The organism is Microbacterium testaceum, assembly GCF_003075375.1.
Lineage (GTDB): Bacteria > Actinomycetota > Actinomycetes > Actinomycetales > Microbacteriaceae > Microbacterium > Microbacterium testaceum_E.
The window spans coordinates 1-18200 of record NZ_QDFT01000052.1 but is presented as its reverse complement, the minus strand read 5'-3'; the positions used below and the strand labels follow the sequence as shown (position 1 = coordinate 18200).

The 18200-nt window shown below is 71.9% G+C and carries 20 protein-coding genes and 1 pseudogene; 8 read left to right on the top strand and 13 right to left on the bottom strand.

What is annotated here, in order from left to right:
- Positions 1 to 256: pseudogene (locus DC432_RS16510) on the top strand (D-alanyl-D-alanine carboxypeptidase family protein); the annotation flags it as partial.
- 7 nt (positions 257 to 263) lie between these two features.
- Here the strand turns inward: DC432_RS16510 and DC432_RS14285 are convergent.
- Both DC432_RS14285 and DC432_RS14280 read right to left on the bottom strand, forming a co-directional pair.
- Entirely contained in the window at positions 264 to 974 is a 711-nt protein-coding gene (locus DC432_RS14285; RefSeq protein ID WP_116538446.1) for a hypothetical protein, read from the bottom strand.
- Positions 958 to 1485, bottom strand: a complete 528-nt coding sequence (locus DC432_RS14280) for a sigma-70 family RNA polymerase sigma factor (RefSeq protein ID WP_243393145.1) — start codon at positions 1483 to 1485, stop codon at positions 958 to 960. Before DC432_RS14280 ends, DC432_RS14285 begins: the two co-directional genes overlap by 17 nt.
- Before the next feature lie 209 nt (positions 1486 to 1694).
- On the opposite strand from DC432_RS14280, the gene DC432_RS14275 reads away from it, so the two are divergent.
- A complete protein-coding gene (locus DC432_RS14275; RefSeq protein WP_116538444.1) occupies positions 1695 to 2402 on the top strand; it encodes a CHRD domain-containing protein in 708 nt (235 codons plus the stop codon).
- Between the two features lie 8 nt (positions 2403 to 2410).
- Positions 2411 to 3046, top strand: coding sequence for a class F sortase (locus tag DC432_RS14270; RefSeq protein WP_243393144.1), 636 nt, complete (start codon positions 2411 to 2413; stop codon positions 3044 to 3046).
- Positions 3047 to 3053: 7 nt separating this feature from the next.
- On the opposite strand, the gene DC432_RS14265 is transcribed toward DC432_RS14270, so the two are convergent.
- The 3 genes from DC432_RS14265 to DC432_RS14255 are packed head-to-tail and all read right to left on the bottom strand — an operon-like array spanning position 3054 to position 5527.
- A complete protein-coding gene (locus DC432_RS14265; protein ID WP_116538442.1) occupies positions 3054 to 3665 on the bottom strand; it encodes a response regulator in 612 nt (203 codons plus the stop codon).
- Positions 3662 to 5041 (bottom strand): sensor histidine kinase, encoded by a 1380-nt coding sequence (locus DC432_RS14260; RefSeq protein ID WP_133177954.1) that lies wholly within the window; start codon positions 5039 to 5041, stop codon positions 3662 to 3664. The genes DC432_RS14265 and DC432_RS14260 overlap by 4 nt, the downstream gene beginning before the upstream one ends.
- Positions 5042 to 5527 carry a hypothetical protein gene (locus tag DC432_RS14255; protein ID WP_116538440.1) on the bottom strand — a complete coding sequence of 162 codons (486 nt, stop codon included), beginning with the start codon at positions 5525 to 5527 and terminating at the stop codon, positions 5042 to 5044. It abuts the gene before it with no gap.
- Between the two features lie 173 nt (positions 5528 to 5700).
- On the opposite strand from DC432_RS14255, the gene DC432_RS14250 reads away from it, so the two are divergent.
- The gene (locus DC432_RS14250; protein WP_116538439.1) at positions 5701 to 6570 is read left to right on the top strand and encodes a hypothetical protein; all 870 of its coding nucleotides are present in this window, start codon (positions 5701 to 5703) and stop codon (positions 6568 to 6570) included.
- Between the two features lie 70 nt (positions 6571 to 6640).
- Positions 6641 to 7579 (top strand): ADP-ribosylglycohydrolase family protein, encoded by a 939-nt coding sequence (locus DC432_RS14245; protein WP_116538438.1) that lies wholly within the window; start codon positions 6641 to 6643, stop codon positions 7577 to 7579.
- Positions 7580 to 7583: 4 nt separating this feature from the next.
- On the opposite strand, the gene DC432_RS14240 is transcribed toward DC432_RS14245, so the two are convergent.
- From DC432_RS14240 to DC432_RS14220, 5 genes are all read right to left on the bottom strand, one after another.
- Positions 7584 to 8900: an MFS transporter gene (locus DC432_RS14240; RefSeq protein WP_116538437.1), complete on the bottom strand. Its 1317-nt coding sequence runs from the start codon at positions 8898 to 8900 to the stop codon at positions 7584 to 7586.
- Between the two features lie 182 nt (positions 8901 to 9082).
- The gene (locus DC432_RS14235; protein WP_116538436.1) at positions 9083 to 9385 is read right to left on the bottom strand and encodes a HigA family addiction module antitoxin; all 303 of its coding nucleotides are present in this window, start codon (positions 9383 to 9385) and stop codon (positions 9083 to 9085) included.
- Positions 9372 to 9653 carry a type II toxin-antitoxin system RelE/ParE family toxin gene (locus DC432_RS14230; protein ID WP_116538435.1) on the bottom strand — a complete coding sequence of 94 codons (282 nt, stop codon included), beginning with the start codon at positions 9651 to 9653 and terminating at the stop codon, positions 9372 to 9374. Before DC432_RS14230 ends, DC432_RS14235 begins: the two co-directional genes overlap by 14 nt.
- A gap of 185 nt (positions 9654 to 9838) precedes the next feature.
- Positions 9839 to 10912 (bottom strand): redox-regulated ATPase YchF, encoded by a 1074-nt coding sequence (gene ychF, locus DC432_RS14225; RefSeq protein WP_116538434.1) that lies wholly within the window; start codon positions 10910 to 10912, stop codon positions 9839 to 9841.
- 39 nt (positions 10913 to 10951) lie between these two features.
- Positions 10952 to 11701, bottom strand: coding sequence for a class I SAM-dependent methyltransferase (locus DC432_RS14220; RefSeq protein WP_116538433.1), 750 nt, complete (start codon positions 11699 to 11701; stop codon positions 10952 to 10954).
- 142 nt (positions 11702 to 11843) lie between these two features.
- On the opposite strand from DC432_RS14220, the gene DC432_RS14215 reads away from it, so the two are divergent.
- Positions 11844 to 12437 (top strand): 3'-5' exonuclease, encoded by a 594-nt coding sequence (locus tag DC432_RS14215; protein WP_116538432.1) that lies wholly within the window; start codon positions 11844 to 11846, stop codon positions 12435 to 12437.
- Between the two features lie 54 nt (positions 12438 to 12491).
- Positions 12492 to 13820 carry a DNA recombination protein RmuC gene (locus DC432_RS14210; RefSeq protein WP_116538431.1) on the top strand — a complete coding sequence of 443 codons (1329 nt, stop codon included), beginning with the start codon at positions 12492 to 12494 and terminating at the stop codon, positions 13818 to 13820.
- 261 nt (positions 13821 to 14081) lie between these two features.
- Here the strand turns inward: DC432_RS14210 and DC432_RS14205 are convergent, their stop codons facing one another.
- Both DC432_RS14205 and glpX read right to left on the bottom strand, forming a co-directional pair.
- The gene (locus DC432_RS14205; protein ID WP_116538430.1) at positions 14082 to 14294 is read right to left on the bottom strand and encodes a UDP-N-acetylmuramyl pentapeptide phosphotransferase; all 213 of its coding nucleotides are present in this window, start codon (positions 14292 to 14294) and stop codon (positions 14082 to 14084) included.
- 633 nt (positions 14295 to 14927) lie between these two features.
- Positions 14928 to 15917 carry a class II fructose-bisphosphatase gene (gene glpX / locus DC432_RS14200; protein WP_116538429.1) on the bottom strand — a complete coding sequence of 330 codons (990 nt, stop codon included), beginning with the start codon at positions 15915 to 15917 and terminating at the stop codon, positions 14928 to 14930.
- A gap of 179 nt (positions 15918 to 16096) precedes the next feature.
- Here glpX and fbaA point away from each other — a divergent pair, with 179 nt between their 5' ends.
- A complete protein-coding gene (fbaA, locus tag DC432_RS14195) occupies positions 16097 to 17125 on the top strand; it encodes a class II fructose-bisphosphate aldolase (RefSeq protein WP_116538428.1) in 1029 nt (342 codons plus the stop codon).
- 381 nt (positions 17126 to 17506) lie between these two features.
- On the opposite strand, the gene DC432_RS14190 is transcribed toward fbaA, so the two are convergent.
- Positions 17507 to 18052: an MOSC domain-containing protein gene (locus tag DC432_RS14190; protein ID WP_116538134.1), complete on the bottom strand. Its 546-nt coding sequence runs from the start codon at positions 18050 to 18052 to the stop codon at positions 17507 to 17509.
- Positions 18053 to 18200 lie beyond the last annotated feature (148 nt).

Below are 18200 nucleotides of genomic sequence, written 5' to 3'. Positions count from 1 at the left end.
CGAGATCTCGACCGCATGGGGATCGCAGGCCTCCCTCGTCCTCGCGCGCGGCGAGAAGCTGCGGACGTGGTCCGACACCCCGGTGACGGTCGACCTCGCCACCTCCGCGCCGCAGACCTATGCCGAGGGCGAGGTCGTCGGCCGGATCACCTGGACAGCGGGACCGCGATCCGCCTCGTCCAACGTCAAGATCTCGGGCGAGCTCGGCGAGCCGACCCTGTGGTGGCGCCTGACCCACCCGGGGCAGCTCGGCTGAGCGGGACTCACACGGCGGGCAGGTCGGCGTGCGCGACGACCGACCGCTGGGTGTCGCGCAGCTCCAGGCGCACCGTCTCGGACCGCGGCACCGCGGCGTTCATGCGGCAGACGATCGGCACCTCGGACCCCAGGACCTCGCCCGCGGGGAACTCCGTGCCGTCCGCGCCGACGAAGACGAGCTCGTAGGTCGCCCCGACGTTCAGGCCGGTCGCCTCCAGGTACGCCTCGGTCCCCCAGGTGTGGGCGACGACCTGCGCATCCACGTCGACCCCGGCGTCGTCATCGGTGACGGCGAGCTGCTCGACCGCACCGAGCGTCCCGGGAGGACCGGACGGGACGGAGGGCTGCACGAGGGCGGCGCCGTTCGCGCCGATGACTAGGCCACCCAGCAGACAGGCCGCGGCCACGGTCGGCACGAGCCACGGCCGCCGCGGACGCCGTACGGGCTCGACGACCCGCGGCCCCTCGGCCGTCTCGCCCTCGGCACGGAGGATGGATGCCGCGATCCGGGCCTCGAGGTCCGAGTCGTCGCGCGGCGGAGTCCACGCCAGATCGCCCTGTCGCAGTCGCGCGGTGATCCCGCGCAGGCCCTCGTACTCGTCGGCGCGGCGCGGATCGCGCCGCAACTCGTCGAACTCGACGGTCTCGGCGGGAGACAGTTCCCCGGCGAGGGCGGCGGCGCAGAGCTCCGCCCAACGGTCATCGGGAGTGCGCATCAGGCTCCTCCATTCCTTCGAGGTGCGTGCGGAGGGCGCGCAGCGCGTGGAACGTGCGCGTACGCCAGGTCGAGACGGGGATGCCGGTGGCATCCGAGAGGTCCTGATAAGAACGCCCGTGCAGGTGCACCGAGACGACCGCGGTGCGATGGGCGTCGCTGAGGTGCGACAGGGCCTCGAGCATGTGCAGGCGGTCGAGCGGGTCGATCGCCTCGGCGGTGCGCGAATGCAGCTCCGCGTCGTCGCCGATGAGCGGCAGGCGGGCGCGGGCGCGCAGGGTGTCGATGATGACGTTGCGCGCGATCGCAAAGAGCCACGTGCGCTCGGACGCGTGCGCGGGATCGAACCGGTCGCGTGCACGCCAGGCGCGCAGGAACGTCTCCTGCACGCAGTCCTCGGCCAGCGGCCGATCGCGCAGAGCGTTCACCGTGTAGCCGAGCAGCGCGCTGCCGTGGTCGCGGTAGGCGCGGTGGACGTCGAAGTCCGGCGGGCGGCGGGGCGACACGGGCATGCGCGTCTCCTCGCGGTTCGCGGCGGTCCGCTTCATCGGTGCCGTCCTCTCCGAGGCTAACGCGCGCCGTGCGGGTGCCTCGTCAGGGGATACGACGGCGCCCCGCCGACCGTTCATCCGAGAATCGCAACGGGCCGTGAACGCTGCGGCCACCGCCGTCGTACACCCTCGCAACCGGACCGAGTCGGTCCCGATCGAAAGGCACGACGATGACGAAGACGTACACCCGCCCCCTGATGATCGGCGCCACGGCGGGCGTCGCCCTGCTGGCGTTCGCCGCTCCCGCCCACGCCGAGACCGAGGTCGCCGAACCCGCCGAGTTCACCAGCGCCTTCACGGTCATGGCCACCCCCGACCAGGTGATCAACAACGACGGCGTCGCCACCCCCGGGCAGAGCGGCGCGACGGGCACCTTCACGTTCCGCATCAATTCCGAGCTCGAGATCATCTGCTACGACATCCGCCTCGAGGGCGTCTCGGGCGACTACCAGAGCCCCGCCAAGACCGCGACGCACATCCACGAGGCCGCGGTCGGCAAGCCCGGCCCGCCGCGCATCGCCTTCCCCAACCCCGCGCCCGTCGGCGACGGACCGCGCGAGTCCTCGGGCTGCCTGCAGGGCCCCTTCACCACGGGCGTCCAGGCCAACGGCGCCGACACGGGCGACGGCTTCTCGCTCGCCGAGATCGAGGCCAACCCCGCCGGCTTCACCGGCGACTCGCACACCGCCACCTCGCCCGCGGGCGTCGTGCGCGGTCAGCTCAGCGCCATCCCCGTCGGCGGGGTCGACACCGGCGCCGGCGGCTCGTCCACGTCGGCCGTCCACCCGGGCGCCATGGCGGCGACGGTCGGCGGTGTCGGCGCGCTCGCCGCGGGGGCGGTGCTGTGGCACCGTCGTCGCGCGGCCGACGCCCGATGACGAACGGCGTGCGGCGCGTCCCCCGCAACGGGGGCGCGCCGCGCGTCGCGGGCGGTCTCGCGCTCGCGGTGGCGCTCGTGTGCACCGGCTGCACGACGGCGCCGGTCGACTCCGCTCCCGCTCCCCCGACGGTCGCGGCGAGCCCGGCGGCATCCGGTCCCCCCGCCCCGACGGCGTCGGCATCCCCGTCGCCGACCGTGGAGGCGACGGATCCGGCGCGCGTGGTCATCCCGGCGCTCGACCTGGACGAACCGCTGATCGATCTGGGCCTCGCCGCCGACGGATCGATGGAGGTGCCCGAGGACTACGCCGAAGTCGGGTGGTTCACCGGCGGCGGACGCCCCGGAGGAACCGGGCCCACCGTCATCGCCGCCCACGTCGACTCGCCGACGGGCCCCGCGGTCTTCCAGCGCCTGCGCGAGGTCGTGGTCGGCGACACCGTCGAGGTGTTCGGCGCGGACGGATCGGTCCACACCTACCGGGTCGTCGAGACCGCGGACTATCCGAAAGCGCAGTTCCCCACGGCGCGGGTGTTCGGCGCGACGGCCCGCGACGAACTGCGCGTCATCACGTGCGGCGGTGTCTTCGACCGCGCGGCGGGGTCCTACGTCGACAACCGCGTCGTCTTCGCGGAGCGGGTCTGAGCGGGGTTCACCCCGAGAGGTGATCGCGCGCCCACAGCGCCGCGCTCGTGCGGTCCGCGACGCCGATCTGGCGGAAGATGCTGCCCAGGTGCGCCTTGACCGTCCGCTCGGTGATCCCGAGCACCGCGGCGACCTGCTTGTTCGCCCGCCCCTCGGCGACCAGGCGCAGCACCTCCCGCTCCCGCGCGCTGAGGCCGGCGTCCGCGTCGCCCGCCTCGGGCAGGAGCGCCCCCGCGACGCGGGGATCGAGCGGGGCATGACCGGCCGCCACGGCGCGGACCGCCGCCCGCAGCTCCGCCGGCTCGGCATCCTTCAGCTGATAACCGGTGGCCCCCGCGGCCACCGCCCGTCTCACCTGATCCCGGTCGCCGAACGAGGTCAGCACGAGCACGCGGATGCCAGGATGCGCGGCGCGGATCGCGCGGGGGGCCGCGACCCCGTCCATCACGGGCATCGACAGGTCCATCACGACCACGTCGACGCCGTCGCCCGCCGCGGCGAGCGCCTCGGCGCCGTTCGCGGCCGTGGCGGTCACGGTGATGTCGCCGTCGGCGGCGAGGACCGAGGCCAGGCCCTCCCGAACCATCGAGTGGTCGTCGGCGACGAGGACGCGGATCATGCCGTCTCCCGGGTGCGGTCGTGGGCGGGCACGCGCAGACGCCAGCGCGTGCCCCGGCCCGGGGCGGTGGCGAGGGAGAGCTCGGCGCCGGCGTCGACGGCGAGGTCGCGCAGCACCCGGGTGCCGAGGTGGCCGTCCGACGGGGCGCGGTGCAGCAGCGCGGGGTCGAAGCCCGGTCCGTCGTCGGCGACCTGCAGCTCGACCGCCCCGTCGACGCGCGCGATCGACAGCGACACGGTGCAGGGCGCCGCGTGGGTCGCCGCGTTGCGCAGCGTCTCCTGGGCGACGCGGTAGAGCAGGCGCTCGTGCGCCTCGCTCAGGTGGTCGAGCGACGCGCCGAGGTCGAGGTTCACCGTGACACCGCGCGCGTGCGCCGTCGCGGCGAGATCGCGCAGTGCCGGAGCGAGGCCCGCCGCGCCGAGGCTCTCGGGGTAGATGTCCACGAGCAGCGAACGCAGCACGCGCACGTTTCCGCGCACCGACCCCGCCACCTCGCGCATGCGCGACGCCGCCTCGACGTCTCCCCGCCGGTCGGCGTCGACCGCGGCGCTCTCGGCCCCGTAGCTGGTGGCCACGAGCTCCTGCACCGGCCCGTCGTGCAGGCTCCCCGCGATGCGCCGGCGCTCGGCATCCGAGGCGTCGACGGCGCGTTGCAGCAGTTCGGCGCGTCGCGTCTCGGCCCCGCGCAGCTGGCGCAGGAGCGTCCACACGATGGGCGCCGTCAGCACGACCAGGAGCAGGAGGCTGCTGAGGGTCACCCCCGTGAACCCGCGCCACAGTTCCGCCGAGCGCGCGGCAACGGGGGCGTAAGGGTAGTAGACCTCGAAGAGCACCTGCTGGCCGCCCGGCGCCCACATGGGGCGGTACACCTCGAGCAGGCGCGGGGCGCTCTCGAACACGTTCTCGTCCTCCGAGAGGTCCGACACGGCCGCCCGGGTCGCGGGTGCGTCGAGAGCCTCTCGCTGCGCCTCTTCGAGGGCGAAGGTCCGCCCGATCAGCTGAGGCTCGTCGGCGTACAACACGCGCCCCTCGGGGCTCCAGATCTTCACGCGGACGACGTCGTCCCCCAGGATCTGTCCGCGCACCGCCACGTCGAAGGCGGCCACCGCGGCGGGGTCGCCGGCAGCGAGCGCGTCACTGAGCACGGGGCGCACCACCGCCTCGGCGAGGACGTTCGTCACCTGCGCGGCGTCGTTGACGGCCTCGCGCTCGGCGAGCCACTGCGCGCCGAATCCGGCGAGCGCCGCGACGGCGACGATCACGGCCGCGAGTCCCGCGGCCAGGCGCACCAGTACAGCCCGGGTCGACAGCCGTCGCGCGGGTGCGTGCGGTGAGGGGGCGGCGACGAGCACCTCCCACGAGGGAGGGGATGCCACTCAGTCGTCTCCTCCGTGGCCACCGTCGTCCGCGCGGCCGCTGTCGTCGCCGCTCCGGTCGTCGCCGTGGCGGTCCTCGCCGCCGTGACGTCCGCCGTCGTCGGTCGATCCTTCGACGGCGGATCCCCCGCCGCCGGTCGATCCCTGCGTCGCCCGGTCGTCACCGGGTTCGACGCGCTGATCGCGCGGCACCTCCCCGCCGCGGTCGTCGCCGGTCGTGTCGTCGGTGACGACCGCGCCGCCGGTCGATCCCTGCGTCGCCCGATCGTCACCGGGCTCGACGCGCTGATCGCGCGGCACCTCCCCGCCGTGATCGTCCGCCGAGGGCGAGAGCGAAGGCGACGGCGAGGCGGTCGCTGTCACGGCGGGGGTCGGACGCGGCACGGGCACCGACTCCGCGAACGAGGGGTTGCCCCACAGGCCGATCGCGGCGGGCGCGGCGGCGAGCGCCAGGGCACCCGCTCCGATGAGGATCCGCTTCTTCATGTCATCCGTCCTTCCGCCCATTGTCACCTGCGGCACGGGCTGTCGTGGTCCACCCTGCGCGGATCGGCCCGGTCGCACCATCGGACCTTGGTCGTAGTACCAAGGTCCGATTGCCCGGTCCGGGCCCCGCCGACGACGGTGGGAACAGCTCCCCACCGATGAAACGAGGCACCATGAGCAGCAACGTCCCCACCCGTCCTCCCCTGATCCGCACCGCGGCGATCCTCGCGGTCGCGGTGGTCGCGGCATCCGGTCTCCTCCTCCCCTCCGCCGCGAACGCCAAGACCACCTCGACCGGAGGCGACTACGCCGTCACCGTGAACGGCACCACGTACAACCCCGCCCCGGGCAAGGACGCCAAGGTCAAGGACGTCGCGGTCTCGACGCCGATCACGGTCAGCGGCCGCAACAACCGCTTCACCATCGACCCGTCCACCCTGGGCGTGTACGACTACACGCTCACCGGCGCGCCTGACACGCAGCGCATGGTCACCGCGCCCACCGTCGTGTTCTCGTCGAAGGTCCCCACCCTCACCGCCGCGCAGCGTCAGAGCACGCGCCTGTCGAGCCTCGAGGTGCGCGACGACGCGATCGTGGCGATCTTCACCACCGCCGCCGGCAAGCTCAAGATCCAGGCGAAGGACGGAGCGCAGGGCGGCATCTTCCAGATGGAGCCCGAGTTCGCGACCCCGGTCGAGCTGGTGCACACCCTCGGCCCGGGCCTGTACTACTTCGTGAACCAGTACACGGGCAAGATCAACTTCGGCAACGGAGTGGATGCCGTCGCCACCGGCGCCGACGCGCACCAGATGCTCCTGGGCAAGGACAGCCCGCAGGTCGCGACGAAGACCTTCCAGGACGCCACCGTCACGAAGTGGACGGTCGCCTCGGGCGGACGCATGGGTGGTGTCCTGGGCGAGGATGCCGTCGAGCTGTCGGCCGGCGCGACCAACTGCACGAGCCAGTGCCAGGCGCAGAACCGCATCAACGGCTCGCTGCCCGTCCCCCCGGACCCCTCGAACCCCACCCCCATCGGCGGCTGAGCACCGTCGCGCGGACGCCCCCGGCCGATCGGTCGGGGGCGTCCGCGCGCGTGGCTCTTAGGCTGGGCCCATGCCCACCCTCTCCCCCGCCCAGCTCGACCGCGCCGCCGGAACCGTCCTCGTCTCGGCGGCGGGCGACGCCCTCGGATCCGCCTACGAGTTCGGTCCGGCGCTCGCCGACGACGTCACCCCGGTCTTCGGTCGCGGTCACTTCGGGCACGCCGAACGCGAGTGGACCGACGACACGAGCATGGCGGTGCCGATCCTCGACGAACTCGTCGCCGGTCGGTCGCTGACCGATCCCCGCGCGCTCACGGCGATCGTGACCCGCTGGCAGGAGTGGGCACGCGACGCCCTCGACGTCGGCGCGCAGACCCGTCAGGTGCTCGGCCGCATCCCTGCGGGGGCGGGGATGGATGCCATCACCGCCGCCTCCCGCGGGGTGCACGACGCCACGGGGCGCAGCGCCGGCAACGGCTCCCTCATGCGCACCGGACCCGTCGCGCTGGGCTTCCTCGACGGCCCGCGCCAGGACCTCGCCGCCGCGGCCGCCGCGGTCGCGCGCCTGACCCACTGGGAGGACGACAACGTCGACGCCTGCGCGCTGTGGTCCGGTGCCGTTCGGCACGGCATCCTGTTCGGCGAACTCGACATGCCCGCGCAGCTCGACCTCGTCCCGGCGCCGCGCCGCGAGAGGTGGGCGCAGCTCGTCGACGAGGCGCTGGATGCGCATCCGCGGGACTTCCGCGAGGCGAACGGCTGGGTGGTCCGCGCGTTCCAGGGTGCGCTCGCCGCCGTGTCGGGAGCCGTCTCTCCGCTGGATGCCATCGAGCGCGCCGTCCGCGGCGGCAACGACACCGACACCGTCGCCGCGATCGCCGGGTCTCTCGCGGGCGCGGTGTGGGGCGCCGACGCTCTGCCCGCCTCGCACGCCGACGGTCTGAACGGGTGGCCGGGGGTCGACGGGGTCGAGCTCGCGCGTCGCGCGCGGGTGGCTGTCGGGGCCTGAGGGCCTACGGCTTCGGCGCGGTCGCCCCGGGCGGCGCGTCGAGCACCGTGCCGACCCCACCGCGCATCGCGATCGCGGCCCCGGCGGTCACCGCCAGCAGCACCGTCAGGTACACGATGAAGCCGACACCGCCGCCCGTGGCGTGGAACATCAGTGGCGCGGTGCCGCCGAAGAGCGAGTTCGACACGGCATACCCGAACCCGACGCCCAGGGTACGAATGTGCGCCGGGAACACCTCGGCCTTGGCGATGCCGTTCACCGACAGGTAACAGGTGAGCACCGCGAAGGCCAGCACGAGCACCGCGAACACCGCGGCCGGCGAGGTCACGCGCGCGGCCGCGGTCACGAGGGCCCCCGCGCCCAGGACGCCCCCCACCCCGAAGACGACGAGCAGCGGTTTGCGTCCGATGCGGTCGCTGAGCGCCCCACCGAGGGGCTGCATGAGCATCAGGATCACGAACGCGGCCAGGACGAGCCCGGTCGATGCGCGCTCCGCGGCGGCCCCGCCGTCGGCGAAGAACGTCTCGCGGATGAGATACGGCACGGTGACGGTCGCGGTGTAGAACGCCGCGCTCCCCCCGGCCGTGAGCAGGATGACCCAGAGCAGCGGGCGCCAGTATCCGCGGAAGAGTTCCGACATCGTCGACGCCCCGCCCTTCGGCGCCGTCCGTGCGGAGCGACGGGCCGAGCGCGCCCACCACAGCGAGACGAGCCCCGCGAGCCCGCTCGCGGCGAACGCGACCCGCCACCCCCAGGCCGCGACGTCCGCGCGATCACCCGCCAGCAGCAGGACGAGCAGCAGCCCCTGCGCGAGCACCAGACCCCCGACGATCGTGGCTCCCTGGAACGACGAGAAGAACCCGCGACGACCGCGCGTGCCCGACTCCGACAGCAGCACCGCCGCGGCCGCATACCCGCCGCCGGCGGCGACGCCCTGCACGACGCTCACCACCACCAGAATGACCGCCGCCCACACCCCGATCACCCGTTCGGTCGGAGTCGCCGCCAGGACGAGGGATGCCGCCGACATCAGCGTCACCGCGGTCACGAGCGCGCGCTCGCGCCCGCCCGTATCGGCGAGGCGACCGAAGATCCACGAGCCGAGCGGGCGCACGAGGAAGGTCACGGCGAAGAGCGCGTAGACCCACACGAGAGAGTCCGGAGAATCCGGGTCGAAGAACTCGGTGCGGAAGTAGGGCGCGAAGGTCGCGTACACGTACAGGTTGAACCACTGCACGAGGTTGGGCACCGATCCGGTCAGGATCGCCCGCACCTGAGCGCGACGATCCGGTCGAGGAACGGCCAGGTTCAGGCGGGTCACGCGGTGAGGTTATCACCGGCCTCCGCCGGCTCTTCGGGCTCCTCCTCTCTGCGAGTCGCTCGCCGGAGACGCGGCCGCCAGGAAGCGGCGAACACCGTCGACATCACCACCGCCCGCACTCCGCCCGAGAGTCACCGCAGGGGGTCGCTGATGATGACGAAGGCAACGGTGTGGCGGCAGTGCTACGCCGCCTGCAAGGGGGTGATCGCCGCGATCTGCTCTCCGGCGGCGTCCTCCGCCCGGTCGAGCTCGTAGTGGCTCTGCAGGTTGATCCAGAACTCTGCTGACGTGCCGAAGTACCTCGCCAGCCGCAGCGCGGTGTCCGCTGTGATGCCCCGCTTGCCGTGGACGATTTCATTGATCCGCCGAGGCGGGACGCCGATGGATACCGCGAGCCGGTTCTGAGTGATGCCGAATCCCTCGATGAAGTCCTCCATGAGGACCTCGCCCGGGTGAATCGGCTCGATCTTGTCAGTGGTAGTCAACGATCTCGACCTCCTCTGGTCCGGCGTCGGTCCACACGAAGCAGATCCGCCACTGGTCATTGATTCTGATGCTGTACTGACCGGCGCGGTCGCCCTTGAGAGCTTCGAGCCGGTTGCCGGGCGGAATGCGGAGGTCCTCGAGGGCCTCTGCCGACCCGACCTGGCGCAGCTTGCGAAGTGCGACACGATGGATCCTCGGATCGATCGACCGCACGCGCTCACGACGCCACAGTCGCTCGGTGTCCCTGTCACCGAACGACCTGATCACGGTGCCATCATATGACGGAATCCGTTAATAACGCTACGCGTCAAGCCAGAACTTCGCCACGTCGACGTCTTGCATAAGTGATCCTCGCTCCCGCGGCGCGCACTTCACTCTCGAGCGCCTCGAAGAGGGAGGCAAGCCTGACCAGGTGCGCACAAAAGACACGCAGCGGGATCGGTACCCAGATGTCAGTTGTTGAAGCGGAACTCCACCACGTCGCCGTCCTGCATGACGTAGTCCTTGCCCTCGAGGCGCGCCTTGCCCTTCGCGCGGGCCTCGGCGACCGAGCCGAGCTCGACGAGGTCGGCGAACGAGATGACCTCGGCCTTGATGAAGCCCTTCTCGAAGTCGGTGTGGATGACACCGGCCGCCTGCGGTGCCTTCGCCCCCTGCGGGATCGTCCACGCGCGCGCCTCTTTCGGCCCCGCCGTGAGGTAGGTCTGCAGGCCCAGCGTGTCGAAGCCGATGCGGGCGAGCTGGTCGAGGCCCGACTCGTCCTGACCGGTGGATGCCAGCAGCTCGGCGGCATCCTCGGGGTCGAGGTCGATCAGCTCGGACTCGATCTTGGCATCCAAGAAGACGGCCTTCGCGGGAGCCACCAGGGCCGCGAGCTCGTCCTTCTTGGCCTGGTCGGTGAGGACGGCCTCGTCGACGTTGAAGACGAAGATGAAGGGCTTGGCGGTCAGCAGGCCGAGTTCGCGGATCGGCGTGAGGTCCAGACCGGAGCCCGACAGCAGTACGCCGCGCTGCAGGGCATCCTGCGCGGCCTTGGCCGCATCGAGCACCGAGGGGTCGAGCTTCTTGCCCTTGACCTCTTTCTCGTACCGGGTGATCGCCTTCTCGAGCGTCTGCAGGTCGGCGAGCTGCAGTTCGGCGTTGATGGTCTCCATGTCGCCGGCGGGGTTCACCTGGCCGTCGACGTGGACCACGTCGTCGTCGGCGAAACCGCGGACGACCTGGGCGATGGCATCCGCCTCTCGGATGTTCGCGAGGAACTGGTTGCCCAGGCCCTCGCCCTCGCTCGCGCCGCGCACGATGCCGGCGATGTCGACGAACGACACCGCCGCGGGCACCAGGCGCTCGCTCTGGAAGACGTCGGCGAGCTGCTGCAGCCGGGCATCGGGAAGGTTCACGACCCCGACGTTGGGCTCGATCGTGGCGAACGGGTAGTTCGCGGCGAGCACCGAGTTCTTGGTCAGGGCGTTGAAGAGGGTGGACTTTCCCACATTGGGAAGGCCGACGATTCCGATGGTAAGAGCCACGGGAGTCCAGGTTACCCGGCCGCGAGGGCGCGCACCGCGTCAGGGCCGCCGCGCACGGAACGCGTGGGTGACGTACGGCAGCGCGACGGCTTCTCCGTCGGCGAGTCCGGGGACGGATGCCACGACCCCGTCGACCGCGGCGTCGATGCGGGCCCGTTCCTCGGGGCCGGCCGTGATGACGTCGCTGCGCGAGAAGACCAGGTCGCGCAGCTGGGGCAGGGTGATCGGCCGCTCCCACCTCCAGGCGCGGTGTTCGAGGTCGCCGAAGGGGTCGGCGACGCGGGGCCCGGTGGTACTGAGCAAGGTTTCGGCGTTCGAACCGCCCATCGCCTCCGTCAGGCGTCTGACCCACTCGACCTCGTGGTCGCGGATGTTCCACACCAGTCCCAGCACCCCGCCGCTGCGCAGCGAACGCGCTACCTCGACGGATGCCGCCTCCACATCGACCCAGTGCCATGCCTGCCCCATCACGACGGCGTCGAGCCCGGCGTCGGGCAGCGGCAGAGCCTCGGCCCGTCCGACGAACGTGGGGACTCCCCGCACCGATCCGCGCAGGGCGGCGAGCATGTCGGCATCCGGATCCACGGCCACCACGTCGGCACCGAGTTCGACGACCGTGCGGGTGAGCTTGCCCGTCCCGGCGCCGACGTCGGCCACGCGCAGCGCGCGCCCCGGCTCGCGCACGGGTTCGAGCAGCCACGACACCGCCTCGGCCGGATACCCGGGACGCCCGGACTCGTAGGCCGCGGCCGCCTGCCCGAACGACGTCGACTTCTCACGATCGGTCATGCCCCCGACCCTACGCCGCCCCTCCGACACGCCCCCTCGCAGACGAACACCCGAGGCGCGGACAGAAGCCCCCACAGGACGGATGCCGCCACCCCCGGCGCGCCTCGCGACGACACGCCGCGCGTGCGGTGAGGGTGAAGTCGTGGCTCTGGACTTCACCGCGATCGACTTCGAGACGGCGAACTCCAGCGGTGCGTCCGCGTGCGCGGTGGGCCTCGCCCGGGTGCGCGACGGTCGCGTCGTCGCGACGGCGTCGTGGCTCATCAAGCCCCCCTCGGGTCACGATCATTTCGCCCCGATCAACATCGGCATCCACGGCATCCAGCCGCATCACGTCGCCGACGCGCCCTCGTGGAGCACCCAGCTCGACCGCCTGACGGCGTTCGCCGGATCGGACGTCCTCGTCGCCCACAACGCCGGCTTCGACATGTCGGTGCTGCGTCGCGCCTGCGCGGCCACAGGTGACGACTGCCCGCCCTACCGCTACCTCTGCAGCGTGCAGATGTCGCGCAAGACGTATGCCCTCGCGTCCTACCGCCTACCGCTGGTGGCTGCCGAAGCCGGCTGCTCCCCCTTCGCCCATCACGACGCCCTCGCCGACGCCGTCGCCTGCGCCGAGATCACGATCGACTGCGCCCGCCGCGCCGGAGCCGACGACGTGCAGGCCCTCGCCGCTCACCTGGGCGTGCGCATCTCGCAGATCGCCGTCGAGCCGGCCGAGCGCGCCGTCGCCTGAGCCGTTCCGGCCCGTCTTTCCGGCAATGTCGGGGGTCTCGGGCAAGCTGATCCCATGGATGCCATCACCCTCGTCCTCGTGATCCTCGCCCTGGCGCTCGGCATCGCCGGCGGGTGGTTCGTCGCGTCCGCTCGGGTCGCCGCGCGCGCGGCATCCGATCAGCAGGCCCTCGGCGCCCGGGCGGCGGCGGCCGAGACGGCGCGCGCGGGCCTCGAGGCCCAGCTCGCGCATCAGACCACGCTCTACCGCGAGCTGGTCGGGCAGTCGCGCGCCGATCAGGCCGCCCGCGAAGAACGCGAGCGCCGCGAGCAGACCGTCCTGCGCGCCCTCGATCCCGTGCGCGAAACCCTCGACGCCATGCAGCGCAAGGTCGACGGCCTCGAACGCGACCGCGTCGAGCAGTACTCCGCCCTCGGCGAGCAGCTGCGCCTCTCGCGCGAGGCCGACGAGGCGCTCCGCGCGACCACCGAGTCCCTCGCCTCCGCGATGCGGTCGGGGACGACGCGCGGGGTGTGGGGAGAAACGCAGCTGCGCCGCGTCGTCGAGGCCGCGGGCCTCACCCGCTACGTCGACTTCGACCTGCAGGCCTCGATCTCGAGCGACGCCGGCGCCGGTCGCCCCGACATGGTGGTGCGCCTGCCCGGGGGCAAGTCTCTGGCGGTGGATGCCAAGGTCCCCCTCGACGCGTACCTCAAGGCCAGCGCGATCGCGGTGACGGCGCACGGCGAAGAGGGCGCCCGGCGCGCCGCGCTCCTGTCGCAGCACGCGCGCGCGGTCCGCGCCCACGTCGACGCGCTCGCCAAGAAGGCGTACTGGTCCGGACTGACGACCAGTCCCGAGTTCGTCGTCTGTTTCCTGCCGAGCGAGTCGCTGCTGGCCGCCGCCCTCGACGAAGACCCGACCCTGCTCGACTACGCGTTCACGCGCCGCGTCGCCCTCGCCTCTCCCGTCAACCTCTGGGCCGTCCTCAAGACGGTCGCGTTCACGTGGACCCAGCAGGACGTCTCCGACGAGACGCGCACCCTCTTCGCGCTCGGCACCGAGCTCTACGACCGGGTCGGCGTCCTCGCCGGTCACGCCAACGATCTGCGCCGCGCGATCGAGAAGACCGTCGACAGCTACAACCGCTTCGCGGGATCCCTCGAGTCGCGCGTGCTGGTCACCGCTCGCAAGTTCCCCGGCATCGACGAGACCAAGCTCGACGCGGTGTCCGCGCCCGCGACCCTCGAGGCGACTCCCCGGCGCTGGACAGCACCCGAGATGATCGACCTCGACCTGACCGTCGACACCCCGCCGACACGAGGCGACGTTCCCGCAACCGTCACCGCCCGCGCGGATCTCGATGCGATCCGGGAGCGCCTCGGCTCCGCCGACGCCGAGTGAGACTCAGGCTCCGCCGACGGCGACCGAGACGGAGGCTCCGCTGACGGTGAGGATGACTCCGGGTCCGCTGACGGCGACACGGACTCAGGCCCCGTCCACAGCGCGGCTGACTCAGGCTCCGCCGACGGCGAGGCGAACTCAGGCTCCGCCAACGGCCAGGCTCCGTCGACGGCAAGGCTGACTCAGGTTCCGTCGACGGCGAGAGGACTCGGACTCAGCCCTGGCGACGACGACTCAGGCTCCGGGGACCAAGCGTGCGGTTCAGGCCCCGCCGGGCACCCAGCTCAGCAGGCTGACCACGGCGGCGGAGACGCCGACGAACGCGCCGACCATCCACCATGCGCTGACCTCGTGACCCTCGGCCCGCCGCACGCGCAGCAGCACGTCGGGGCGGCGCGCCGGGTCGATGGCGCTGGCGATGACCGCCTGAGCACCTGTCTGAGGTGCTGTCTGATTCGTCGGAGCTGTAGCCATGGACGATCCCCCTTCGGGTCTCGGAAGAACACAGCGTCGCCGTTGACACTGCTGACGATTCTGCCAGACAGCCCCCTTCGGCCCGGTCACGCTTGCGTCACGACACGCCCGGCGGTATCTGCACGAGCCGCTCGGCTCCCGCCCGTCGAGCACCGCGAGACAGCACGGCACTGACAACTCGGCGACATTCTGCAACCGAGTTGTCAGCCGCATGCAGTCTCAACGCGCCAGCGGCACCGACGCACCCCGCCGACCACCGGGCCCACCGGGCCCACCGGCCCCGCCCGCGCGCGAAGGCCTCGCCTCGCACCCCTCGAGCACCGCGAGACAGCAAGGCACTGACAACTCGGCGACATCCTGCAATCGAGATGTCAGTCGCATGCAGTCTCAGCGCGCCAGCGGCACCGCCGCACCCCGCCGACCACCGGGCCCACCGGGCCCACCGGCCCCGCCCGCGCGCGAAGGCCTCGCCTCCCACCCCTCGAGCACCGCGAGACAGCACAACGCTGACAACTCGGCGACATTCTGCAACCGAGATGTCAGCCGCATGCAGTCTCGGCGCGCCAACGGCACCGACGCACCCCGCCGACCACCGGGCCCACCCGCCCCGCCCGGATCAAAACGCGAGAACCGTCACAACCACTTCGACGTCAGGTGCTCCGACGAGATGCGGCGCAGCGTGCCCGACGCTCCGCGCAGCACGACGCTCTCGGTGTAGATGAAGTCGCCGTCGCGACGCACGCCCTGCACCAGCTGGCCGTCGGTCACGCCGGTGGCGACGAAGATCGTGTTCTTGCCCTTCACCAGGTCGTCGGCCTCGTACACCGTGCCGTCGATGTGGAGCCCGGCATCCCGGCCCTTCTGCTTCTCGTCGTCGGTGCGGGGAACCAGGACGCCCTGGATGTGACCGCCGAGCGCCTTGATGGCGCACGCCGTCACAATGCCCTCGGGGCTGCCGCCGATGCCGACGCACATGTCGGTGCGGGCGTTGTGACGGGCGGCGTTGATGCCCCCGGCGACGTCGCCGTCGCTCATGAGGCGGGTCCCGGCGCCTGCCTCGCGGATGTCGGCGATCAGCTGCTCGTGACGCGGGCGGTTCAGCACCGAGACGACGATCTCGTCGACGGGCTTGCCGAGGGCCTTGGCCAGCAGGCGGATGTTCTCACCGATGGGCAGGCGGATGTCGACGACACCGACGCCGGCGGGGCCGGTGACGAGCTTGTCCATGTAGAACACGGTCGACGCGTCGAGCATGGTGCCCTGGTCCGAGACGGCGATCACCGACAGGGCGTTCTGCCGACCGGCGGCGGTCAGCGAGGTGCCGTCGATGGGATCGACGGCGACGTCGCACTGCGGACCGCGGCCGCTTCCGACCCGCTCGCCGTTGTAGAGCATCGGGGCGTTGTCCTTCTCGCCCTCGCCGATGACGATCGTGCCGTCGAAGTCGACGGTGCTGAAGAACGCGCGCATCGCGTCGACGGCCGCGCCGTCGGCGGCCTCTTTGTCACCTCGGCCGATGAAGGGCACGGCGCGGATGGATGCCGCTTCGGTCGCCCTCACCAACTCCAGAGCCAGGTTGCGGTCGGGGTGCAGAGGGCTCATGTCGGCAGTCAGGCTCACCATGGGGCCACTGTATCCAGCGAAGCGTTCACATCGCCCGGTTTTGAGCGGATGTGCGCCGAAGGAATCGGCGTTCTTAACCGTTCGGCAGATCTCGGCGGTTCCTGTCGCGCCCCCGGCATCACGATCCGGCGGCTTCGCTAGAGTGACGGTTGTCCCGACACCGACCAAGGAGCGCCTCCATGCCCGTCGCCACCCCTGAGCAGTACGCCGAGATGCTGGACCGCGCCAAGGCCGGCAGCTTCGCGTACCCCGCGATCAACGTCTCGAGCTCGCAGACCATCAACTCGGTGCTCCAGGGCCTGACCGAGGCCGGCTCCGACGGCATCCTGCAGGTCACCACCGGCGGCGCCGACTACTTCGCCGGCCACACCGTCAAGGCCCGCGCGACCGGCGCCCTCGCCTTCGCCAAGTACGTCACCGAGGTCGCCAAGAACTACCCCATCACGGTCGCCCTGCACACCGACCACTGCCCCAAGGACGCCCTTCCCGGCTTCGTCCTGCCGCTGCTCGAGGCCTCCGAAGAAGAGGTCAAGGCCGGCCGCAACCCGATCTTCCAGTCGCACATGTGGGACGGCTCGGCCGTGCCGCTCGACGAGAACATCGACATCGCCGCGGAGCTCCTCCCCCGCCTGAAGAACATCAACGCGATCCTCGAGATCGAGGTCGGCGTGGTCGGCGGCGAAGAGGACGGCGTCCAGCACGAGGGCTCGAATGAGGCCCTTTACACGACCGTCGCCGACGTCACCAAGGCCGTCGAGCGCCTCGGCCTGGGCGAGAACGGTCGTTACATCTCGGCCCTCACCTTCGGCAACGTGCACGGCGTGTACAAGCCCGGTGGCGTGAAGCTCCGCCCCGAGCTGCTCGGCGAGATCCAGGAGGGCATCGCCGCGAAGTTCGGCACCGGCCCCAAGCCCCTCGACCTCGTCTTCCACGGCGGCAGCGGCTCCACCGATGAAGAGATCGCCCTCGCGGTCTCGAACGGTGTCGTCAAGATGAACATCGACACCGACACGCAGTACGCCTTCACCCGCTCGATCGCGGGATACATGCTCTCCAACTACGAGGGCGTGCTCAAGCTCGACGGAGAGGTCGGCAACAAGAAGCAGTACGACCCCCGCGCCTGGGGCAAGGTCGCCGAGTCGGCCATGGCCGTGCGCGTGGTCGAGGCCACGAAGCAGCTGGGCTCCTACGGCCAGTCGCAGAGCTGACACCCGCTCACACCTCGCGAACGCCCCGGCCCCGCGCCGGGGCGTTCGTGTTCCCGGATGCCACACCCCCGGCATCCGCGAACCTCCACCGCCGCGCCCGCCCGGCAAGCCGCGCGCAACGGCGCTCCGATGAACCCCGGCGCCCCCGGCGAGCCGTGCACAACGGCAGGCCGGCGAGACGGCACACCCCCGGCGAACCGAGCACAACGGCAGGCCGATGGGACGACACGCCGTATACCGACGTCTCCGCCCCGGCGTGTCGCGACAACTCCCGCCGTTGTGCACCGCCGGGCACGGCAGGGCACGCCCCGGGCAGCGCCGCAGCACACCGGGGCACCACCCGGAGCACACCCGGCACGACCCCCCACGGGCCCCCGCGGCTCAGCTTCGGTACATCTCCAGCACCGTCTGCGCCCCGGCCGGCGACGACAGCACCTCGATGGCATCCCCCGCCCGCACCTCGCCCGCGCGACGCACCCGCAGGTACGCGCCGAGGCGCCCCTCGTCCGAGAAGCGCTTCACCCAGCCGCGCGAGGCGGAACCGCCGACCCAGCGCGCGAACGTCGAGCACGGCGTCCGCGGCATGGTGACCTCGACCTCGACCGTGTCGCCGATGCGCCACACCTCGCCGATGCGCGCGGCGTTGACGTCGAGCCCCTCGACCCGCAGGTTCTCGCCGAACCACCCGGGGGCGAGCTCCCGCCCGAGCTGCTCCTGCCAGAACGCCGCGTCCTCGGCGGCATAGGCGTACACGGCCTTGTCGGGGCCGCCGTGGTGCTTGCGGCTGGCCTGCACGTCCGCGCGGACGCCCAGCTTGCCGACCCGCACGGCACCGTCCACCGGGCGCTTGTCGATCGCGGTCACGCCGACGGATCCGGCATCCGGGTGCAGGGTGTGGACGGCGCAGACGGCGACGAGACGGGGCATCTGACGATGCTAGAGCGTCCCGTGCCAGCGACGGATCAGGGCGTGTCGAACGACCGCCGCATCACCACGCGGTCACCCTCGAGGGTGCGGATCTCGACCGCCCCGATGTCGGCCGCGGCCAGGTCGGTCCCCGCGCTCAGCTCGGTCG